The 18,385-nt window shown below is 73.4% G+C and carries 17 protein-coding genes; 14 read left to right on the top strand and 3 right to left on the bottom strand.

The features are described 5' to 3' along the window. Nucleotides 1–532: 532 nt before the first annotated feature. Nucleotides 533–1,456 (top strand): LysR family transcriptional regulator, encoded by a 924-nt coding sequence (locus ACFOVU_RS24405; RefSeq protein WP_378537316.1) that lies wholly within the window; start codon nucleotides 533–535, stop codon nucleotides 1,454–1,456. Nucleotides 1,457–1,507: 51 nt separating this feature from the next. Here ACFOVU_RS24405 and ACFOVU_RS24400 read toward each other — a convergent pair whose 3' ends face one another. Continuing rightward, nucleotides 1,508–2,209, bottom strand: coding sequence for an NAD(P)-dependent oxidoreductase (locus ACFOVU_RS24400; RefSeq protein ID WP_378537314.1), 702 nt, complete (start codon nucleotides 2,207–2,209; stop codon nucleotides 1,508–1,510). A gap of 107 nt (nucleotides 2,210–2,316) precedes the next feature. On the opposite strand from ACFOVU_RS24400, the gene ACFOVU_RS24395 reads away from it, so the two are divergent. From ACFOVU_RS24395 to ACFOVU_RS24375, 5 genes are all read left to right on the top strand, one after another. Continuing rightward, on the top strand, nucleotides 2,317–3,051 hold the full coding sequence (locus tag ACFOVU_RS24395) for a TetR/AcrR family transcriptional regulator (RefSeq protein ID WP_378537313.1): 735 nt from the start codon (nucleotides 2,317–2,319) through the stop codon (nucleotides 3,049–3,051). A gap of 157 nt (nucleotides 3,052–3,208) precedes the next feature. Next, on the top strand, nucleotides 3,209–4,432 hold the full coding sequence (locus ACFOVU_RS24390; RefSeq protein ID WP_378537311.1) for a CaiB/BaiF CoA transferase family protein: 1,224 nt from the start codon (nucleotides 3,209–3,211) through the stop codon (nucleotides 4,430–4,432). Continuing rightward, a complete protein-coding gene (locus ACFOVU_RS24385; RefSeq protein ID WP_378537310.1) occupies nucleotides 4,416–5,384 on the top strand; it encodes an HpcH/HpaI aldolase/citrate lyase family protein in 969 nt (322 codons plus the stop codon). The genes ACFOVU_RS24390 and ACFOVU_RS24385 overlap by 17 nt, the downstream gene beginning before the upstream one ends. A gap of 114 nt (nucleotides 5,385–5,498) precedes the next feature. Further along, nucleotides 5,499–5,828 carry a hypothetical protein gene (locus ACFOVU_RS24380; RefSeq protein WP_378537309.1) on the top strand — a complete coding sequence of 110 codons (330 nt, stop codon included), beginning with the start codon at nucleotides 5,499–5,501 and terminating at the stop codon, nucleotides 5,826–5,828. 309 nt (nucleotides 5,829–6,137) lie between these two features. Further along, on the top strand, nucleotides 6,138–7,577 hold the full coding sequence (locus ACFOVU_RS24375) for a CitMHS family transporter (protein WP_378537308.1): 1,440 nt from the start codon (nucleotides 6,138–6,140) through the stop codon (nucleotides 7,575–7,577). 58 nt (nucleotides 7,578–7,635) lie between these two features. On the opposite strand, the gene ACFOVU_RS24370 is transcribed toward ACFOVU_RS24375, so the two are convergent. Continuing rightward, nucleotides 7,636–8,184, bottom strand: a complete 549-nt coding sequence (locus ACFOVU_RS24370; RefSeq protein WP_378537306.1) for a hypothetical protein — start codon at nucleotides 8,182–8,184, stop codon at nucleotides 7,636–7,638. Nucleotides 8,185–8,806: 622 nt separating this feature from the next. Here ACFOVU_RS24370 and ACFOVU_RS24365 point away from each other — a divergent pair. Together ACFOVU_RS24365 and ACFOVU_RS24360 are read left to right on the top strand one after the other, a co-directional pair. Continuing rightward, nucleotides 8,807–9,976, top strand: a complete 1,170-nt coding sequence (locus tag ACFOVU_RS24365) for an LLM class flavin-dependent oxidoreductase (protein ID WP_378537305.1) — start codon at nucleotides 8,807–8,809, stop codon at nucleotides 9,974–9,976. Next, nucleotides 9,973–10,590, top strand: a complete 618-nt coding sequence (locus ACFOVU_RS24360; protein WP_378537303.1) for an FMN reductase — start codon at nucleotides 9,973–9,975, stop codon at nucleotides 10,588–10,590. Before ACFOVU_RS24365 ends, ACFOVU_RS24360 begins: the two co-directional genes overlap by 4 nt. Before the next feature lie 126 nt (nucleotides 10,591–10,716). Here ACFOVU_RS24360 and ACFOVU_RS24355 read toward each other — a convergent pair whose 3' ends face one another. Then, nucleotides 10,717–11,505 carry a DeoR/GlpR family DNA-binding transcription regulator gene (locus ACFOVU_RS24355; RefSeq protein ID WP_378537302.1) on the bottom strand — a complete coding sequence of 263 codons (789 nt, stop codon included), beginning with the start codon at nucleotides 11,503–11,505 and terminating at the stop codon, nucleotides 10,717–10,719. 556 nt (nucleotides 11,506–12,061) lie between these two features. Here ACFOVU_RS24355 and ACFOVU_RS24350 point away from each other — a divergent pair. The 6 genes from ACFOVU_RS24350 to ACFOVU_RS24325 are packed head-to-tail and all read left to right on the top strand — an operon-like array spanning nucleotide 12,062 to nucleotide 18,327. Beyond that, entirely contained in the window at nucleotides 12,062–13,639 is a 1,578-nt protein-coding gene (locus ACFOVU_RS24350; RefSeq protein WP_378537300.1) for an ABC transporter substrate-binding protein, read from the top strand. A 3-nt stretch (nucleotides 13,640–13,642) separates the two neighbouring features. Beyond that, nucleotides 13,643–14,578, top strand: a complete 936-nt coding sequence (locus ACFOVU_RS24345) for an ABC transporter permease (RefSeq protein ID WP_378537299.1) — start codon at nucleotides 13,643–13,645, stop codon at nucleotides 14,576–14,578. Beyond that, complete coding sequence (locus ACFOVU_RS24340) at nucleotides 14,575–15,540, top strand: ABC transporter permease (RefSeq protein ID WP_378537298.1); 966 nt, start codon at nucleotides 14,575–14,577, stop codon at nucleotides 15,538–15,540. The genes ACFOVU_RS24345 and ACFOVU_RS24340 overlap by 4 nt, the downstream gene beginning before the upstream one ends. Further along, nucleotides 15,537–16,460 carry an ABC transporter ATP-binding protein gene (locus tag ACFOVU_RS24335; protein ID WP_378537296.1) on the top strand — a complete coding sequence of 308 codons (924 nt, stop codon included), beginning with the start codon at nucleotides 15,537–15,539 and terminating at the stop codon, nucleotides 16,458–16,460. The genes ACFOVU_RS24340 and ACFOVU_RS24335 overlap by 4 nt, the downstream gene beginning before the upstream one ends. Beyond that, nucleotides 16,457–17,326 carry an ATP-binding cassette domain-containing protein gene (locus tag ACFOVU_RS24330; protein ID WP_378537295.1) on the top strand — a complete coding sequence of 290 codons (870 nt, stop codon included), beginning with the start codon at nucleotides 16,457–16,459 and terminating at the stop codon, nucleotides 17,324–17,326. Before ACFOVU_RS24335 ends, ACFOVU_RS24330 begins: the two co-directional genes overlap by 4 nt. Next, the gene (locus ACFOVU_RS24325) at nucleotides 17,323–18,327 is read left to right on the top strand and encodes an aldo/keto reductase (RefSeq protein WP_378537293.1); all 1,005 of its coding nucleotides are present in this window, start codon (nucleotides 17,323–17,325) and stop codon (nucleotides 18,325–18,327) included. Before ACFOVU_RS24330 ends, ACFOVU_RS24325 begins: the two co-directional genes overlap by 4 nt. The last annotated feature ends 58 nt before the right edge of the window (nucleotides 18,328–18,385 follow it).

Raw genomic sequence — 18,385 nt, 5'->3', positions numbered from 1 at the left:
GGCGGACGACAGCACGCGGCGGCCGCCGTCCGGGGCCGTGGAATCGGCTCCGGCCGCCGCACGGTGTCGCTTCCCGCCGGCGCGCGGTGCCGACCCCCTCGGGCGTGCGTATCGGTTCCTCCCGGGTGGCCCCGCGTCGGCGGTGCGGGGCCGCCCGGCGGGCACCGAACGTGCCCGCCGCGGTCGCGGCCCGCGTGGGGCGGGCCGCGAACCCGGCGGGCGATGGCAGGAGCCTCGGTCCGCGACGCCCGACCTCCGCCGGACCGGGTACCGGGCACGGGGTTCTCCCCCGGGCGGATTGAGTAGCCGTACTCAGGCCCCGATGCCCCCACGCTGCGAGGATCGACCGCAAGGGACGGGGGCGACGCAGGACGGGCGCCGCCCCCGGCCCGCGCGGTGCGGTGGCGGCAGCGGGGGGCCACCGCACCGCCTCTGTGCGCCGTGACCGCTTCGCCCCGTTGGCGGCGGTGCCCGTTCCACCGGCGTGGTGCGGGCGGCCCGGCCCGTGGACCGGGCCGTAAGCTCGCGAGGCATGGACCTGTCTCTGCGCCAGCTGTCGGTGTTCGTGTCGGTGGCGCGCCGGTTGAGCTTCACCGCGGCAGCGGCCGACCTGCTCGTCTCGCAGTCGTCGCTGAGCCGGACCGTCGCCGAGATCGAACGGGCGCTGGGGGCGCGCGTGTTCCACCGCGATACCCGCAACGTGACCCTCACCGACGAAGGCCGGGAGCTGCTGGAGGTCGCGGAGCACGTGCTCGCCGTGCACCGGGCGGGCATGCGCCAGCTCGGGCGCTACGTGGAGGGCGGAGCGGGGGCGGTCACCGTCGCCGCGCTGCCGTCGGTGGCCGCGGTGCTGCTCCCGCCGGTCATCGCGGTGTTCCGCGAGCGCTGGCCCGACATCAGCGTCCGCATCCACGACGGGCTGTCGCGGCCGGTGGTCGCGGCGGTCGAACGGGGAGAGGCCGACTTCGCGATCGCGGTCGCCGCCGGCGTCCCGTCCTGGCTGGAGAGCCGCCCCCTGGCACACGACCGGTTCGTGGGGGTGGTGCCGACCGGTCACCCGTTCGCCGGCCGCGCCGAGCTGCGCTGGTCGGACCTGCGCGGCGAGCGGTTCATCGTGATGGCGGCGGACACCAGTATCCGCCCGCTCACCGATTCGGCGTTCGCGCAGGTCGGCGGCCCGGCGCGCGGGGTGGTCGAGGCGAGCAACGTGGCGACGGTCGGTGGCCTGGTCGCGGCCGGCCTGGGGGTGTCCGCCCTGCCGGCGCTGGTCCGGGTCCTGGTGAGCTTCGCCGACGTCGCCCACCGCCCGCTCGCCGACCCGGTGGTGACGCGCCGCCTCGACGTCCTCCGCCCCACCGACCGCCCGATCCCCGCCGCGGCCCGCCGCTTCCTGGAAACCCTCGACGACCTGCGCCTCGGCGGCTTCGAACTCCCACCCGACGTCGACTGGGCCTGAGCCGCCCCCGCGGCCGGACGCCGGCCGTGTCCCGCCCGCGTCCGCTCGGTGTCAGTAGCCCACGGTGAAGCGCCGCTGGACGAAGCGGGGGAGTTCCGCCTCGTCGACCAGGGCGACGGCGGCGTCCTCCGCGGAGATGCGGCTGCGGCCGTCGGCGTCGAGGACCGGCTGGTCGCCGCCGATCCGGAACCGGCCCGTTCGCTGGCCCGGCGCGATGTCCTCAGCGGGGCTGAAGTAGGTCCACAGCCGGTTGGACGTGCGGAGGACGTTGAGGGCGTCGCGGTGGCCGCGCACCGCGGCCGCGTACTCCCTCGGCAGCCCGATCTGGTCGAGGCTCTCGTGCAGGAGGGTGTCGGAGTCGGCCCGCACGAGTCCGGGCTCGATCTCCAGGCTGCCGGCGCCGCCGATCACGATCAGCCGGGTCCGGGGGCGGCTCTCCAGCGCCTTCAGCAGGGCCTTTGCGGCGGTGGCGTAGACGGTGGGGTCGGCGATCGAGCGCTGCACCGTGTCGGTGATGTCCTTGGCGGCGTTGCCGGGCTGGAACCCGCTGATCAGCACGTCCAGGCCGGGGAGGACAGCGGCGATGTCGTCGGCGTCGAGGACGTCGACGCCCTTCCAGGCGATGTTCTCCCGGTCCTCGTGGATCTGAGCGGGGTCGCGGCTGAACGCCGTGACCCGGTGCCCCCGGCCAAGGGCTTCGGTGACGACGCGGCTGCCGATGGTGCCCGTGGCCCCGATGACTCCGATGTGCATGGTTCCCCCTTGTCTCGCGACACCACGGTGGTGACGCCGTGCGGAAACTATACGGCGTGAAGTATAGATACGGCAATCAGATCATGTGACGCTGTAGAGTGGCGGACGTGGGAACCGCGACGACGAGCGGCACGGGCCGCACCAGGGGACGGCGCGAGCGGCTGCGCGCCGAGACGACGGCGGAGATCAAGGAGGTCGCGCTCGCGCTGATGGCCTCAGGCGGGCCCGATGCGATCACGCTGCGCGCCATCGCCCGCGAGATGGGCATGACCGCCAACGCCATCTACGGCTACTTCGCCACGCGCGACGACCTGGTCACCACCCTCATCAACGACGTGTACACCGCGCTGGCCGATGCCGTGGACGCCGCCTGGGAGGCCGTCCCCGCCGGCGACCCGGCCGGCCGGATCCGGGCGTGGGCGCACGCCTTCCGCGACTGGGGGCTGGCCAACCCCGAAGGCTTCCGCCTCATCTACGGCGACCCCGTACCCGGATACCGCGCACCCGAGGGCGGCGCCGCCCCCGACGCCGCGCGCCGGGTCTGCACCGGACTGGCCGGCCTCGCGGCCGCCGCCTGGCCGGACATCGGACACCTCCACGCCGGCGACGACTTCGCATGGTCCGACTTCGACCCCGGCCTGCTGGACAAGGTCCGACCGGAGTTCCCCGACCTCCCCCCGGCGGCGATCGCGCTGGCCCTGCGCATCTGGGGCCACCTGCACGGCCTGGTGTCCCTGGAGGTCTACGGCCATCTGCGCACCCAGACCGTGAGTCCGGACAAGCTCTTCCGGGTGGAACTGGCCCAGCTCGTCCGGTCGCTGGGCATCGAGCCGGGCGACTGACCGCCGTCCCGGTCGTCCTGCACAACCTATGTATCAGGCTCATATGTCCATGCTCTTTTGATGTTGGACGCTCATGTGTGGGCTCGGCATGCTGGCAGGCAGGAGCGGGCGGCGCGTCAGGGTGGCGGCCCGCCGTGCGGACAGGAGGCCGACGCCCATGCAGGACCGTCCACCGGAGCCCGGCGCCCAGGGCTGGGGTCAGCTCGCGGGGCTCAAGGTCGTGGAGTTCGCGCACGTCGTCGCGGGCCCGCTGGCAGGGTCGCTGCTGGCCGACATGGGGGCCGACGTCGTGCACGTCGAGCCGCCGGGGGCCGGTGACGCGGCGCGGTCGATGGGTCCCGAGCGCGCCGGGGTCCGGCTGTGGTTCAAGGTCTCGGGCCGCAACAAGCGGTCGGTCACGCTCGACCTGCACACCCCCGAAGGCCGCGAGGTCGCCGACGAGCTCGTGGCCTGGGCCGACGTGGTGATCGTGACGTTCCGCGCCTCGCGGCTGAAGAAGTGGGGCCTGGACCACGAGGCCATCCGCGCCCGCAACCCGCGCGCGGTGGTCCTCCAGATCTCCGGGTTCGGCGCAACGTCGTCGCTGGCCGACGCACCCGGGTTCGGCAAGATGGGCGAGGCGCGCAGCGGGGTCGTGCACATCACCGGGGCGCCCGACGGCCCGCCCGTGCACACGGGGTTCTCCCACGGCGACGCCGTCACGGGGCTGATGGGCTCGCACGCGGTGCTCGCCGCCCTCTACCGGCGCGAGCGCGACCCCGGCTTCCGCGGCGAGTGGATCGACCTCGCCCTGTTCGAGCCGCTGTTCCGCCTGGTCGAGTGGCAGGTCATCGCCTACGACCAGCTGGGCGTGGCGCCGGCCCGCCAGGGCAACCAGCTGGCGGTGGCCCCCGCCGCCGTCATCGACACCTACAGCAGCCGCGACGGCGAGTGGATCACGGTCACCTCCGCCACGCTGCGCTCCGTCCTCAACGTCGTCCGCCTGGTCGGGCTGCCCGTCGAGGAGTTCGACACCGTGGAGCGGCAGATGGAGGGGCGGGAACGGCTCGGCGCGGCGCTGCGCGAGTGGGTCCGCGAGCGCGACGCCGAGGAGGCCCTGCGGGGGCTGGCGGAGGCGGAGGTGGTGGCCTCGCGGATCTTCACCGCCGAGGACATCGTCAACGACCCGATCTACGCCGAGCGCGGCGACATCATCACCGTCGAGGACCCCGACCTGGGGCCCGTGCGGATGCAGGGGGTCGTCCCGCGCTTCGGCGAGCGGCCCGGGCACGTCTGGCGCACCGGGCCGGCCCTCGGCGCCGACAATGACCTGGTCTACCGGGACTGGCTGCGTATCGACGACGACCGGATGCGGAGGCTGCGCGATGCCGGCGCCATCTGAACCGCGGTGGGACGGCGGGGAGGGCGGGCCCGTTCCCGCCGCCGCGGCCACCCCGATCCGCTCGCTGCTGTTCGTGCCGGGCAACCGGCCCGACCGGGTCCCCAAGGCGCTGGAGTCCGGCGCCGACGCGGTCATCATCGACCTGGAGGACGCGGTCCCGGAACGGGGGAAGGAGGCGGCGCGGCGCGACACCGTGGCGGCGATCGCCGCCACGGCCGCCGCCGGCCCCGGCGGGCCCGCGCTGTTCGTCCGGGTCAACGCGCTGGAGGACTGGGCGGGGGCCGAGGACGTGCGCGCCGTGGCCGCCCCCGGCCTGGCCGGGGTGGTCGTGCCCAAGGTCGGCGGCCCGGCCGACGTCGCGCTCGCCGCCCGGCTGCTGGACTGGAGCGAGGCCGAGGCGGGGCTGCCCCGCGGCGGGCTGGCGATCGTCCCCCTCCTGGAGACCGCGGCGGGGCTGCGCCGTGCCTACGAGGTGGGCCTCGCGTCGCGCCGGGTCATGTGCCTGGGGGCGTTGAGCGCCCGCGACGGCGACATCCAGCGCGCGGTCGGGTTCCGGTGGAGCCCTGAGGGGACGGAGACCCTGGAGCTGCGCTCCCGGGTGCTCCTGGACGCCCGAGCCGCGGGGACCCCCAACCCGGTCAGCGGCCTGTGGACGGCGATCCGCGACCTCGACGGGCTGCGCCGGTTCGCCGAGCAGAACCGCGCGCTGGGGTATGCGGGGATGATGGCGATCCACCCGGCGCACGTGCCCGTCATCAACGAGGTGTTCGCGCCCACGGCCGCCGACCTGGACCGCGACCGGCGGCTCGTGGCCGAGATGGAGCGCGCCCAGGCGGCGGGGGAGGGTGCGGTGGTGTTCGAGGGCGTGATGATCGACGAGGCCATGCTCGCCTCGGCCCGCACCCGCCTGGCCCGCCACGGGGCCCCGGACGCGGGCGGCTCCGCGGGGTGAGGCGGCGGCCGGCGGCCCGATGGCGCCGCCGGCTGAACGGCCCCGCATGCCCGGTCCGGCCGTCCACCCGGGAGACGGGGAGACGGCCGGATCCCGGCGGCCTACGATCGTCCGGTGTGGTACTTCAGGCGTGCCTTGGACGATGCGCTGATCGACTTCCTGCTGGAACGCCTGGACGACGCGGGGATGGAGCGGCTCGACGGGCACGAGCCGCTGGAGTTCCGGGTCGACGACCACCCCGTGATGCCCAATTGGGATCCGCCCTACAGGTTCGTCAGGGGCTGTAAGGCGTGCTCGCGCGAGCCGCGCCGGTATGACAACGGGGTCTTCGGCTTCGCCGAAAGCCTCGTCGAGCGGTGGCCGTGCCCGACCGTGCGGTCGCTGGCCGAGCTCTTCGCGGACGACCCGCTCTTCGCGAGGTTCCAGCAGTCGTGGTGGCCATAGGCGGGGTGTGAGCCCGCGGCCGCCCTCCCCGACGCCCTGACCGCTACCCGATCGGGCCCTGACCCGTGCCGCTGCGCTCCGCCGCCGGGCGCCGGTGCCGCCCCCGAAGCACCGTGCCAGCAGGGGGCGGAGATCGCCCCCCGCTGAGCGGAAAGATCGTCCACGCGCCCATTGATGCATGTGATGCATTGGTTCATCCGATTTTGATGTTGGACAAAGCTCAGTCATGGGCCGGACACTCGTGCGAAACGAATGTGATCCACGCGACATGCGCGCCGCGTCAGCCGGCGCGTGGAGGGCGGGCGAGTGATGACGGCCGTATTGGGCCTGTGCACCATCGGGCTGTTCCTGGCTCTGGTGATGAGCAACCGGGTATCGGTGCTCGTCGCCCTGGTGCTCGTACCCATCCCCTTCGCCCTGATCGGGGGCTTCGGCCCGGACCTGGGCACCTTCGTGCTGGACGGCCTGCTCACGGTGGCGCCGACCGGCATCATGATCGCCTTTGCGGTGCTGTACTTCAGCCTGATGCTGGAGACCGGGCTGTTCAACCCGGTGATCCGCGGGATCCTGAAGGTGGCCAAGGGCGACCCGATGCGGGTGACGGTCGGGACCGCGGTACTGACGATGATCGTCGCGCTCGACGGAGACGGGGCCTCGACCTTCCTCATCACGATCTCGGCCCTCCTCCCGGTCTACCTGCGGCTGGGCATGAGCCGGCTGCTGCTGGCCGGTGTCGTGGGGCTCGCGGCCGGGGTCATGAACATGATCCCGTGGGGCGGGCCGACGGCCCGCGCGATGGCCACGCTCGACGCGACCTCGGGCGAGATCTTCACCCCGGTGCTGCCCGCCATGGTCGCGGGCATGGGCTGGGTGCTGTTCTCCGCGTGGTGGCTCGGCCGCCGTGAGCGCGCCCGGATCGGCGCGCTCACCGCGGAAGGGGTCGGAGTGGCGTCCGGCGGGACCGAGGAGCCCGCCGAGACCGCGAAGACGCCCGGCACGGATGCCACCGCCGCCGATGCCACCACCACCGCCGACGCCGCTGCCGGTGGGGCGGGCGGGGCCGCCCCTCTGGCCGACGGCCCCGGCGCCGCCCTCGTCGCCGACCGCGAGCAGGTGCAGGTGGGCACCCCGCGGCTGGTGTTCAACCTCGTGCTGACGGTCGCCCTGGTGGTCTCCCTCGTGGCGGAGGTGATGCCCCTGCCCGTGCTGTTCATCATCGCCACCGCGATCGCACTCGTGGTCAACCTGCCCAGGTGGAGCGACCAGCAGGCGTTCCTGGAGCGCCACGGCAAGAGCGTGGTGCTGGTGACCACGATGATCTTCGCGGCCGGGGTGTTCACCGGCGTGCTCACCGGGTCGGGCATGATCGAGGCCATGGCCTCGGCGATGGTGTCGATCATCCCGGACTCGGCCGGCGGCCTGCTGCCGCTGCTGGTGGCGGTGACCAGCATGCCGCTCAGCCTGGTGTTCACCCCCGACGCCTACTACTTCGGGGTGCTGCCCGTGCTCGCGGAGGGCGCGAGCCAGTTCGGCGTGGACCCCGCGGAGATCGGCCGCGCCGCGGTCCTCGGCCAGATGACCACAGGGTTCCCGCTGAGCCCGCTGACCTCGGCCACCTTCATCCTGATCGGGATGGCGGGGGTATCGCTCGGGGACCACCAGAAGTTCATCTTCCGATGGGCGTTCGGCACCACCCTGGTGATGACGGTCGTGGCCGTGGCCACGGGCGCCATATCGGTCTCCCTCTGACGGCTCTGCCGGGCCGCCGCTGCGGGATCCCCCGCGGCGGCCCGTGCTCATGCGCCGCTCAGGAACCATCGGCCTCGGTCGCCTCGGCGGCCTCGGCGGTCCCGCCGAACACCATGGCGAGCGGTTCGCCGTGGGGATCGGGCTGGTCGAACCCGATCTCCAGCTCACGCGCATCGGCCGGGACCGCGCATTCGAGGGCGTAGATGTAGGTGCCCGACTCCAGCTCGACGTTGCCGGGCAGGCGGGTGGGGGTGTCGGAGGCGCCGCCGTCGGCGAAGCACTGGGGCCGGAGATCGGCCACCCCGAACACGCGGCCCAGCTCAGGGGTCTCGATGACCAGGCGGTACTGCACGGATTCGGGTCCGGAGCGCTCGACGGAGTCGACGGCGAAGGTGACGTCGCGCATGTCGTCCCAGTCGTACTCCTCCGGGTAGGCGCCGGCGGGGAAGGCGATCGCCGCCTGGTCGCCGAACGCGAAGGGTCCGTCGGGATGGACGCCCGCTGCTCCGGATTCCGCGGCCGTGGCGGGCAGGGCGGGCGCCGCGGCGGCCAGGGCCAGGCCGGCGAAGGCCGTCGTGAGGGTGCGGGTCACTGCGGAGGCTGCCATGGGGTGGGCTCCTTGCGTTGGTGCGGACATTGAGAACACGGGTGCGGGCGGTCGGATGGCGCGGGGCCGGCGGGGCCGGCGCGCCGGGAGGGTGTCGCGGCGCCGGCGGGCCGGGCCGGGGTTCGGGGCGCGGTCGCGGGATCGTGGTCGCGAGACGGGACGGGACGGGCCGCGGTGCGACGGAGAGGGCGGTACCGGAACAGGACGCCCGCGCGGCGGGAAGCGCGGGGACGGTCGGTGGAGGTCCGGTGCACGGAGCGTGGTGGCGGCGCCTGGTCCAGATGCTAGTGCGGCCGGAAGCGCCGTCGCCAGCACCCACCCCGGCCTGTGGATGACGGTTGTTGCGACTCTGCCGTTCGAGACGGACGGGGCAGGTGGGACCGTGGCTCCCGCAGGTGAGCGGGGTACCCGTGGGAGCCACGGAGATCATGCGGCGGGGAGGGTGAGGTCGGCGGCGACGGCGCGGTGGTCGCTGGCCGGGGAGGTCGGTCGTCTCGCAAAAGGGATCTGTAGGGCACAACGCGTGCGGGCCCCGATACGGTTCGCTTCGGCGGAATACGGGTTCCGGCGCGCTCGTTGGTATGGTTGAAATTGAAACTATTTACTCGGAAAGGCTTCGGAGATGCAGTTCGGGATCTTCTCGGTCGGCGACGTCACCACCGACCCGACCACCGGGCGCACCCCCACCGAGGGCGAGCGCATCAAGGCCGTCATGACCATCGCCGAGAAGGTCGAGGAAGTCGGACTGGACGTCTTCGCGACGGGCGAGCACCACAACCCGCCGTTCATCCCCTCCTCGCCCACCACCATGCTGGGCTACATCGCCGCCCGCACCGAGCGGATCATCCTGTCCACGGCGACCACGCTGATCACCACCAACGACCCGGTGAAGATCGCCGAGGACTACGCGATGCTCCAGCACCTCGCCGACGGCCGGGTGGACCTGGTGATGGGGCGCGGCAACACCGGGCCCGTCTACCCCTGGTTCGGCAAGGACATCCGCGACGGGATCCCGCTGGCGGTCGAGAACTACCACCTGCTGCACCGGCTGTGGCGGGAGGACATCGTGGACTGGCAGGGCAAGCACCGCACCCCGTTGCAGCGGTTCACCGCCACCCCGCGCCCGCTCGACGGCGTCCCGCCGTTCGTGTGGCACGGCTCCATCCGCAGCCCCGAGATCGCCGAACAGGCCGCGTACTACGGCGACGGGTTCTTCGCCAACAACATCTTCTGGCCCAAGGAGCACTACCAGAAGCTCATCGGCCTCTACCGCCGCCGCTTCGAGCACTACGGCCACGGATCCGCCGACCAGGCCATCGTCGGCCTCGGCGGGCAGGTGTTCATGCGCAAGAACTCCCAGGACGCGGTGAAGGAGTTCCGGCCCTACTTCGACAACGCGCCGGTCTACGGCCACGGGCCCTCCCTGGAGGAGTTCACCCGGGAGACCCCGCTGACCGTCGGCAGCCCGCAGCAGGTCATCGACCGCACGCTGGCCTTCCGGGACTATTTCGGCGACTACCAGCGCCAGCTGTTCCTGATGGACCACGCGGGGCTGCCGCTGAAGACCGTCCTGGAGCAGCTGGACATCCTGGGCGAGGAGGTCGTGCCGGTGCTGCGCAAGGAGTTCGAGGCGGTGCGCCCCGCACACGTCCCCGAGGGGCCGACCCACGCCGCGCGTGTGGCGGCCGCCAGGTCGGAGTCCGAGGAGGGGGAGGCGAAGCAGGACGGGGCGCAGAGCGCGGAGCGGGCCGACCGTTCCGGGGAGCGGGAGCAGACGGAGGATCCCCGATGAGCGACCGCACGCTGGCCGTCGTCAGCGCCGGGCTGGGCCGCCCCTCGTCCACCCGGCTGCTGGCCGACCGCCTCGCCGAGGCGACCGCCGATGCCCTGCGCGACCACGGCGACGGCGTCCGGGTCGAGACGGTGGAGCTGCGCGACCACGCGCACGACCTGATGAACACCATGCTCACCGGGTTCGCGCCGAGCGGCCTGCGCGGCGTCATCGACCGGGTCACCGGCGCCGACGGGCTGATCGCGGTCACGCCGGTCTTCAACGCGTCCTACAGCGGGCTGTTCAAGTCGTTCTTCGACGTGCTGGAGGACGGGGCGCTGGAGGGGACGCCCGTGCTGATCGGCGCCACGGGCGGGACCGCCCGCCACTCCCTCGCCCTGGAGTTCGCGATCCGCCCGATGTTCGCCTACCTGCGTTCGGTCGTCGCGCCCAGCGCGGTCTACGCGGCATCGGAGGACTGGGGCGGCGACGGCGGCGCGTCCGGCGCCCTCACGGACCGCGCCCGCCGCGCCGGAACCGAACTCGCCACCCTGATCACCGGCCGCACCGCCGTCGTCGAGCCCGACCCGTACGAGGACCCCATCCCGTTCGAACGCCTCCTCGGCGACCAGTGACGGTGAGCTTCGAATGTTCCCCGGTGGAATGACGTAAGCGGGAGGGAAGTGCCCGATCGCCGGTATCGAGGCGCTGTAGCCCCCACCTGCTGCTCCGGCCTCCGCCCGATTCGCGGACGGGGCCTGCTACGTCCGGACGGTTCCGTCCGGGTGGGCCACCACTACCTCTACGCCCCTTGCGTGGAACGGGGCCAGGGCGGACGGCTCGGCCTTGGAGTCCGTCACGAGGATCCAGCCGGTGGGCAGGCGGGCCCAGGCGTGGAAGGGGCGGCGGCCCAGTTTGGCCGAGTGGACGAGGACGTAGACCTTCTCCGAGCGCTGGGCCATCAGTTCCTTGAGACGCGTCTGCTGGAGGCTCGCCTCGCAGATGCCGTCTTCCGCCGTCACGCCGTCGGCGCCGAGGAAGACGCGGTCGAACGTCATCCTGCCGAGCGCCGCCTCCGTGAGCGGGCCGACGAAGCCCTCGCTGAGGTGGCGGAGCGTTCCGCCGAGGCATTCCACGTGCACGTACTCGGCGTTGGCCAGCTGCTCCAGCACCGTCATCCCGGTCGTGGCGACGGTCAGATCGCGCGCATTGCGCAGTTCGTGGGCGAGTGCGCCCGTGGTCGACCCTGCGTCCAGGAGCACGGTCTCGCCCGCGCCGATCTGGGCCGCCGCCCACCGGGCGATCGAGCGCTTGGCCTCGAACGCCTCGCCCAGCCGCTGCCGTAGCGACGCCTCGGGGTGGGCGACCAGCGCGATGGCGCCCCCATAGGTACGCGCCAGCTCGCCGGCGGCCTCCAGCTGGGCGAGGTCGCGGCGGATGGTGGAGGGGGTCACGCCGAAGGTCGCCGACAGCTCCTCCACGCTCGCCAGCCCGGAGGTCGTGGCGAGGCGGACGATCGCCTCACGACGGGCGCGGGTACCTCGGGGCATCGGCGTCCTCTCACATCGATTCGGCGGCACCGGCGGCGGACCCGCCGCCTGATACCGGCCTCGATCATGCCACCGGCGGCGGCAGGGTAGGACCGCAGAAGCGTGCGCGGTCCCGGTGCTGCGGCCGTGCCGCTCATCCGTCGTCCTGGCAGGAGACCCGGTGATCCCGTGTCCCGAGGCGTGCGGGTGGCGACAGCCCTCGGCGCCGTTCTGCGCACAACGCGCATTCAATCACGCGCCTCCTCCCCTGACCACCCCCAGCCGGAAGCCCGCTCCTCGGGCCGGCGGCGGTGCTGTCGAAACGTGGAGTGAAACCCCCTTTTCACTGCGTGCGGGCGGGCGGCGAGTGGCCCGGAGCCGCCCTCCCCCGCGGCGGGTCCGGCGGGCACTCCATCGCCCTGACCGCGCAAAATTACCCACCGACCATTGCGCACAATGCGCAGTTGTGTCATCGTGACCCAGGTAACAAGGTGGCGGATCTGGGTCACACCAGGTCAAGGCACCTCCGGACGGGCCATTGCGTACACCCCGGATACGCAGGCAGGGAGGCACAAACATGATGCGACCCGGATCGCCGGCGCTCTCACGCCGCGGTCTCCTGCGGCTGGGCGCCGCTGTGGCCGGCGTCTCCGCGCTCTCCGCCACCGGCGCGTGCGCCGGGCCCACCGGCGCCCAGGGCGCCGACACCATGACCCTGGCGCTCAACCGCTCCCTGGTCTCGCTCGACAACAAGCTCAACCAGTTCGACGCCGCGGTCACCGTGCAGCGCGCCGTGCGCCAGGCGCTCACCCGCATCGGCCCCGAGCTGACCCCGCAGCCGGTCCTCGCCGACCGGTTCGAGCTGACCGCCCCCACCGAGTGGACGGTCCGGCTGCGCGAGGGCATCCACTACTCCGACGGCTCGCCCGTCACCGCCCAGGACGTCGCCACCGCGCTGGAGATGTACCAGGGCGTCAGCGGCTCCTTCCTGGCCTCCTTCTTCCCGGAGTGGCCGCAGGTCGAAGAGGTCGACGACCGCACCTTCCTCCTGCACACCGAGCGCCCGCTCCCGGTCCTCGACTACCTGATGGCCAACATCCTCATCACCCCCGCCGCCGATAACGCCCCCGAAGAGCTCCAGTCGGGCATCGGATCGGGCCCCTACACCGTCACCGCCGCCAACCGCGGCACCGGCACCTACACCCTCGAACGCAACGAGAACTACTGGGGCCCCCGCTCCGGCGTCGCCAGGGTCGGTGTCCGGTTCCTGCCCGAGGAGTCCAGCCGGGTGGTGTCGCTGCGCAGCGGGGAGGTCGACGTCATCGACACCATCTCGCCCGACTCCCAGGAACAGCTCGTCGGCCTGCGCGACGTCGCCATGGAGAGCGTCCCGGGCACCCGCATCAACCAGCTCTTCTACAACTTCCGCAAGCCCGCCGACCACCCCCTCGCCGACGCCCGCGTCCGCGAGGCGCTGACCTTCGCCATCGACGGCGAACGCCTGGTCGAGGACGTCCTGGTCGGCTCGGTCACCCAGGCCGACGGCGTCGTCTCCAGCGCCCTCACCGGCGCCGTGCCCACCGGCACCTACACCTACGACCCCCGCAAGGCCCGCCAGCTCCTCGACGCGGCGGGGGTCCACCCCAACGACCTCCACCTCAAGCTCATCTGGGAGACCGGCGAGTTCGCCAGCGACACCACGGTCATGGAGGCCGTCCTCCAGATGCTCAAGGCCATCGGGGTCGACGTCACCCTCCAGCAGTTCGAGCCCGGCGGCGACATCTCCCTGTGGCGCCAGGGCCGCGCCGGCGACTGGGACGTCCTGGGCAACGGCTTCGCCAGCCCCACCGGCCTGGCCCTGCCGACCGTCCAGGGCATGTTCGGCGGCACCGCCGAAAAAGAGGAGACCCGCGACACCTACCAGGGCTACGTCATCCCGGAGATCACCGACCTGCTCGACCGGGCCTACGACGAAGTCGACGACGACGCCCGCCAGGCGCTCACCGAAGAGGTCCAGCACGCGGTGTGGAACACCTGGCCCTGCCTGTGGGCGTTCGTGCCCAACTCCGTGCTGGCGCGCCGGCGCCGCGTCACGGGCCTGGCCCTGGAGGCCAGCAACTCCTACGACCTCGCAGCGACCCGGTTGGACGGCTGAGCCATGGCCCTTTACCTCCTGCGCCGCCTCGGCCAGAGCGCCCTGACGGTCTTCCTCACGGTCTCGGCCGTGTTCGTGCTGATCCGGCTGGCCCCCGGCGACCCCGCCACCTCCTTCGCCGGCCCGCTCGCCACCACCGAGGACCTGGAACGCATCCGCCAGCAGTTCGGCCTGGACCAGCCGCTCCCGGTCCAGTACCTGATCTTCGTCCGCGACATGCTCACCGGCGACCTCGGCACCTCATACTCCTTCCAGGCGCCCGCGTTCGACGTCGTCATGGAGCGCCTGCCCTACACGACCACGCTCGCCACCTCCGCCATCCTCGTCACGACCCTGGTGGCCCTGCCGCTGGGCGTGTGGATGGCGCGGCGCGCCAACACCGCGCGGGAGATCGGGGCCGACGTCGGCACCGTCGCCGCCCAGTCGATGCCGGAGTTCTGGTCCGGCGTCATGCTGCTGACCGTGTTCGCGGTGCTGGTCCCGGTCCTGCCCGCATCGGGGTTCGCCACCTGGGGCGGGATCGTGCTGCCCACCCTGACCGTGGCGCTGTTGCAGGTCGCGCTCGTCTCCCGGCTGGTGCGCCGCGAGATGACCGCCAACCTCGACGCGCCCTACCTCACCGCCGCGCGCTCGCGTGGCGTCTCCGAACGCGCCCTCACCTGGCGCTACGCCATGAGCAACGCGGCGATCCCGGTGCTGACCGCGCTGGGCACCCGCTTCGCGGCCATGCTCAACGGCGTGGTGGTGGTCGAGGTCGTGTTCGCCTGGCCCGGTGTCGGCTCCCTCGTGGTGCGCGCCCTGGAGACCCGCGACTACCCGCTGATCCAGGCCACCGTGCTCGTGACCGCCGCCCTGGCGATCCTCGTCCAGCTCCTCATCGACCTGGCCTACCCGCTCCTCGATCCGCGGGTCCGCATCGGGAAGGCGGTCCGACGATGACCACCGGCTCCACCACACCCACCGGCCCCGTGCCCGCCGCGCGCGCCGCCGCCGGCCCGGAGGCCCGCCCCAGCCGGGTCACGCCGCGCGACGTCGCCCGCGCCGGCGCCACCCGGCGCCGCAAGGGCGCCGCCGCCCGCCTGTGGGCGGGCGCGGTCTGCACGCTCCTGGTCATCATCCCGGTGGCCCTCGCCGGGGTGCTGCCCATCCCCGGCGCCGACGAGCAGCAGCTCGACGCGCGCCGGCTGCCGCCGCTGACCGACGGCCACCTCTTCGGCACCGACCAGCTCGGCCGCGACCTGCTCGCCCGCGTGCTGCACGGCGGCCAGGTGTCGCTGACCATCGGCCTGCTCGCGATCCTCGTCTCGGGCATCATCGGCATCATCGCCGGCGCCGCCGCCGGCTACTTCGGCGGCTGGGTCGACTCCGTCGTCTCCCGGCTGCTGGAAGCGCAGATGTCGCTGCCGCTGCTGATGATGCTGCTCCTGGTGGTCGCCCTGTTCGGGCCCTCGGTCCCGGTCATCACCGGCGTCATCGCCATCGCCCAGTGGCCCGAGGTCGCCCGGCTCACCCGGTCGCTGGTCATCGTCGAACGCGAGAAACCCTACGTCGACGCCGCCCGGGTCCTGGGGCTGGGCCGCGTATCGGTGCTGGTCCGCCACGTGCTGCCCAACATCGTGCGGCGGGCCACCCTGGTCGTCCTGCTGCTGCTCGCCCAGGCGGTCCTGCTGGAGAGCGCGCTGAGCTACCTCGGCGCCGGCCCCCAGCGCCCGTTCGCGACCTGGGGCCGGATCATCTCCGACGGCCAGGACTACATCACCACCTCGTGGTGGCTGGTCACCCTGCCCGGCCTGTTCATCGTGCTGCTCGTGGTCGGGGTCAACCTGCTCGGCGACGGCCTGCGCGACCGCTCCCGGCGCTCCCGCGCCGCCCTCGCCACCCGGAAGGAGACCACGTCATGAGCGCCACCGCCTCCGGCGCCGTCGCGGCCGAGGCCGGCACGCCCGCCGGCTCGCAGCCGCTGCTGAGCGTCACCGACCTCCAGATCGAGCTGATCACCGACAACGGGGTGGTCCGCGCCGTCGACGGCGTCTCCTTCGAGATCCACCGCGGCGAGACCGTCACCATCATCGGCGAATCGGGGTCGGGCAAGTCCACCACCGCCATGGGCGTGCTGCGGCTGCTCCCCGACGACCTCGCGGTCCTGTCCGGGAGCGTGCGCGTCCAGGGGCACGACGTCGTCGCCGACCCGCGCGCCGCCGCCAAGGTGCGCGGCCGCGCGGTCTCCCTCATCCCGCAGGACCCCATGACCGCGCTCAGCCCGGTGCACAGTATCGGCGGCCAGCTCCTGGAGGTCGTGCGGCTGCGCCGCCCCGGGCTGGACCGGGCCGCGGCCCGCGCCCGCGCCGTCGACCTGCTCACCCAGGTGCGCATCCCCGAGCCCGAGCGGCGGCTGCGCGCCTACCCGCACCAGCTCTCCGGCGGCATGCTGCAACGGGTGCTCATCGCCATGGCGCTGGCCGGGGAGCCGTCGCTGATCGTCGCCGACGAGCCCACCAGCGCCCTCGACGTCACCGTCCAGGCCGGGATCCTCGACCTGCTGCTGGAGCTCCAGGCCGGCACCGGGGTCGGCATCCTGATGATCACCCACGACTTGGGGGTGGCCCGGGTGGTGTCCGACCGCATCCACGTCATGCGCAACGGGCGCTTCGTGGAGAGCGGCACCGCCGAGCAGATCGTCGGCGCCCCCGCCGAGGACTACACCCGCTCCCTGCTGCGCTCGGTCCCGTCCCTGGGCCCCTGGGACGGCGCCCCCGCGCCCGCCGCGGGCGGACCCGCTGGACCCGCTGAGCACGCCGCCGCGAACGGAGACCCGGCATGAGCGACCCCACCGCACGCGAGACGCCGATCCTTCAGGTCGGCGACCTGGTCGTGGAGTACCCGGTGCCCGGCGGGGTGTTCCGCGCCGTCGACGGGGTCTCCTTCTCCGTCGGGCGCGGCCGCACGCTGGCCGTCGTGGGGGAGTCGGGCTGCGGCAAGTCCACCATCGCCCGCGCCCTGGTCCGGCTGCTCACCCCCACATCGGGGACCGTGCTGCTCGACGGCCAGGACATCTCCCGGATGCCCGAGCGGCGGCTGCGCCCGCTGCGCCGGCGCATCCAGATGGTCTTCCAGGACCCCTACGGCTCCCTCGACCCGCACCTGACCGCCGCCGAGATCGTCGCCGAACCGCTGCGCCTCAGCGGGGTCCGCTCCCGGGCCGAGCGCGCCGCGCGCGCCGCCGAACTGCTCGACCGGGTCGGCCTGCCCGCCTCGGCGGGCGAGCGCCGCCCGCCGGAGTTCTCCGGCGGCCAGCGCCAGCGCGTGGGCATCGCCCGCGCCCTGGCCAGCCGCCCCGATGTGCTGGTCTGCGACGAGGCCACCAGCGCGCTCGACGTCTCCGTGCAGGCCCAGGTGCTCGACCTGCTCCGCGAGATCCAGAGCGAGAGCGGGCTGACCTACCTGTTCATCTCGCACAACCTCGGGGTCGTCCGCGAGCTCAGCGACGACGTCCTGGTCATGCGCGGCGGCCGCGTCGTAGAGCGCGGCCCGACCGGGCGCGTCCTCGCCGCGCCCGAGCACCCCTACACGCGCGCCCTCCGGGGCGCCGCGCTGGACCCGTCCACCATCACGGGGCGCAAGCCGCGCGCGGTCCTCGCCGCGGCCCTGGCCCCCACCGCAACCGCCACCGAAGGAGCCGCCCGATGACCTCCGGCCCCACCGCCGCCCACCCCGCCCCCGCCCGGCTGCCCGGCATCGACACCCCGCTGTCGCCGCTGGTCCTCGGGACCATGACCTTCGGGGACACCGTGGACGCCGACGGCGCGGCACGGATGCTCGACACCGCGCTGGACGCGGGCGTCACCGGCGTCGACACCGCCAACGGCTACGCGGGCGGCGCCAGCGAGGAGATCCTGCGCGACCTGCTGCCCGCCCGGCGCGACCGGATCGTGCTGGCCACCAAGGCGGGCATCCCGCACCCCGACGCCGGGGACCACGCCCCGCTGTCCGCGCCGGGCCTGCGGGCCTCGCTCGAAGGCAGCCTGCGCCGCCTGGGCACCGACCGGGTGGACCTCTTCTACCTGCACCAGCCCGACCGGGCCACCCCGCTGGGGGAGACCCTGGGCGCCGTGGCCGAGCTCGTCGCCGAGGGCAAGATCGGGGCCCTGGGCGTCTCCAACTACGCCGCCTGGCAGATCGGCGAGCTCAACCACGCCGCCGACGCCGCCGGAGCGCCGCGCCCGGTCGTCGCCCAGCAGCTCTACAACCTGCTGGCCCGCCGCATCGAGACCGAGTACGCCGAGTTCGCCGCGACGACCGGCCTGCACACCATGGTCTACAACCCGCTCGGCGGCGGGCTGCTGACCGGCCGGCACCGCTTCGACGAGGACCCCGCGAGCGGGCGCTTCGGCGACTCCCGGCTCGCCGGCATGTACCGGCAGCGCTACTGGGACCCGGCGCTGTTCGCCGCCGTGGCCTCCCTGTCGGAGATCGCCGACGGCGCGGGGCTGGCGCTCACCGACCTGTCGCTGCGCTGGCTGCTGTCCCGCCCCGTTGTGGGGTCGCTGCTGCTGGGCGGGTCCAGGGTCGAGCACCTCTCCGCCAACCTCGCCGCCGCCGCGGCCGGCCCGCTGCCCGCCGACCTGGTCGCGGCCTGCGACGAGGTCGGCGCCACCCTCCACGGCCCCATGCCCGCCTACAACCGCTGACCCCCGGCGCCCGCCCGCTGCGGCCGGGCGCCCGCTGCACCGCCGGACCCGTTGGACC

Source organism: Nocardiopsis sediminis (genome assembly GCF_042650565.1).
Lineage (GTDB): Bacteria > Actinomycetota > Actinomycetes > Streptosporangiales > Streptosporangiaceae > Nocardiopsis_B > Nocardiopsis_B sediminis.
The sequence above is the reverse complement of the archived record's forward strand: the minus strand, read 5'-3'. Positions and strand labels throughout refer to the sequence as shown.

Excerpts from the sequence above, each read along its gene's own strand:
- ACFOVU_RS24345 (WP_378537299.1), top strand. The coding sequence starts at position 13,643 with ATGGCCCTTTACCTCCTGCGCCGCCTCGGCCAGAGCGCCCTGACGGTC.
- ACFOVU_RS24370 (WP_378537306.1), bottom strand. The coding sequence starts at position 8,184 with ATGGCAGCCTCCGCAGTGACCCGCACCCTCACGACGGCCTTCGCCGGC.
- ACFOVU_RS24325 (WP_378537293.1), top strand. The coding sequence starts at position 17,323 with ATGACCTCCGGCCCCACCGCCGCCCACCCCGCCCCCGCCCGGCTGCCC.
- ACFOVU_RS24340 (WP_378537298.1), top strand. The coding sequence starts at position 14,575 with ATGACCACCGGCTCCACCACACCCACCGGCCCCGTGCCCGCCGCGCGC.
- ACFOVU_RS24355 (WP_378537302.1), bottom strand. The coding sequence starts at position 11,505 with ATGCCCCGAGGTACCCGCGCCCGTCGTGAGGCGATCGTCCGCCTCGCC.
- ACFOVU_RS24375 (WP_378537308.1), top strand. The coding sequence starts at position 6,138 with ATGACGGCCGTATTGGGCCTGTGCACCATCGGGCTGTTCCTGGCTCTG.
- ACFOVU_RS24400 (WP_378537314.1), bottom strand. The coding sequence starts at position 2,209 with ATGCACATCGGAGTCATCGGGGCCACGGGCACCATCGGCAGCCGCGTC.
- ACFOVU_RS24405 (WP_378537316.1), top strand. The coding sequence starts at position 533 with ATGGACCTGTCTCTGCGCCAGCTGTCGGTGTTCGTGTCGGTGGCGCGC.
- ACFOVU_RS24390 (WP_378537311.1), top strand. The coding sequence starts at position 3,209 with ATGCAGGACCGTCCACCGGAGCCCGGCGCCCAGGGCTGGGGTCAGCTC.
- ACFOVU_RS24330 (WP_378537295.1), top strand. The coding sequence starts at position 16,457 with ATGAGCGACCCCACCGCACGCGAGACGCCGATCCTTCAGGTCGGCGAC.
- ACFOVU_RS24360 (WP_378537303.1), top strand. The coding sequence starts at position 9,973 with ATGAGCGACCGCACGCTGGCCGTCGTCAGCGCCGGGCTGGGCCGCCCC.
- ACFOVU_RS24365 (WP_378537305.1), top strand. The coding sequence starts at position 8,807 with ATGCAGTTCGGGATCTTCTCGGTCGGCGACGTCACCACCGACCCGACC.
- ACFOVU_RS24350 (WP_378537300.1), top strand. The coding sequence starts at position 12,062 with ATGATGCGACCCGGATCGCCGGCGCTCTCACGCCGCGGTCTCCTGCGG.
- ACFOVU_RS24385 (WP_378537310.1), top strand. The coding sequence starts at position 4,416 with ATGCCGGCGCCATCTGAACCGCGGTGGGACGGCGGGGAGGGCGGGCCC.
- ACFOVU_RS24335 (WP_378537296.1), top strand. The coding sequence starts at position 15,537 with ATGAGCGCCACCGCCTCCGGCGCCGTCGCGGCCGAGGCCGGCACGCCC.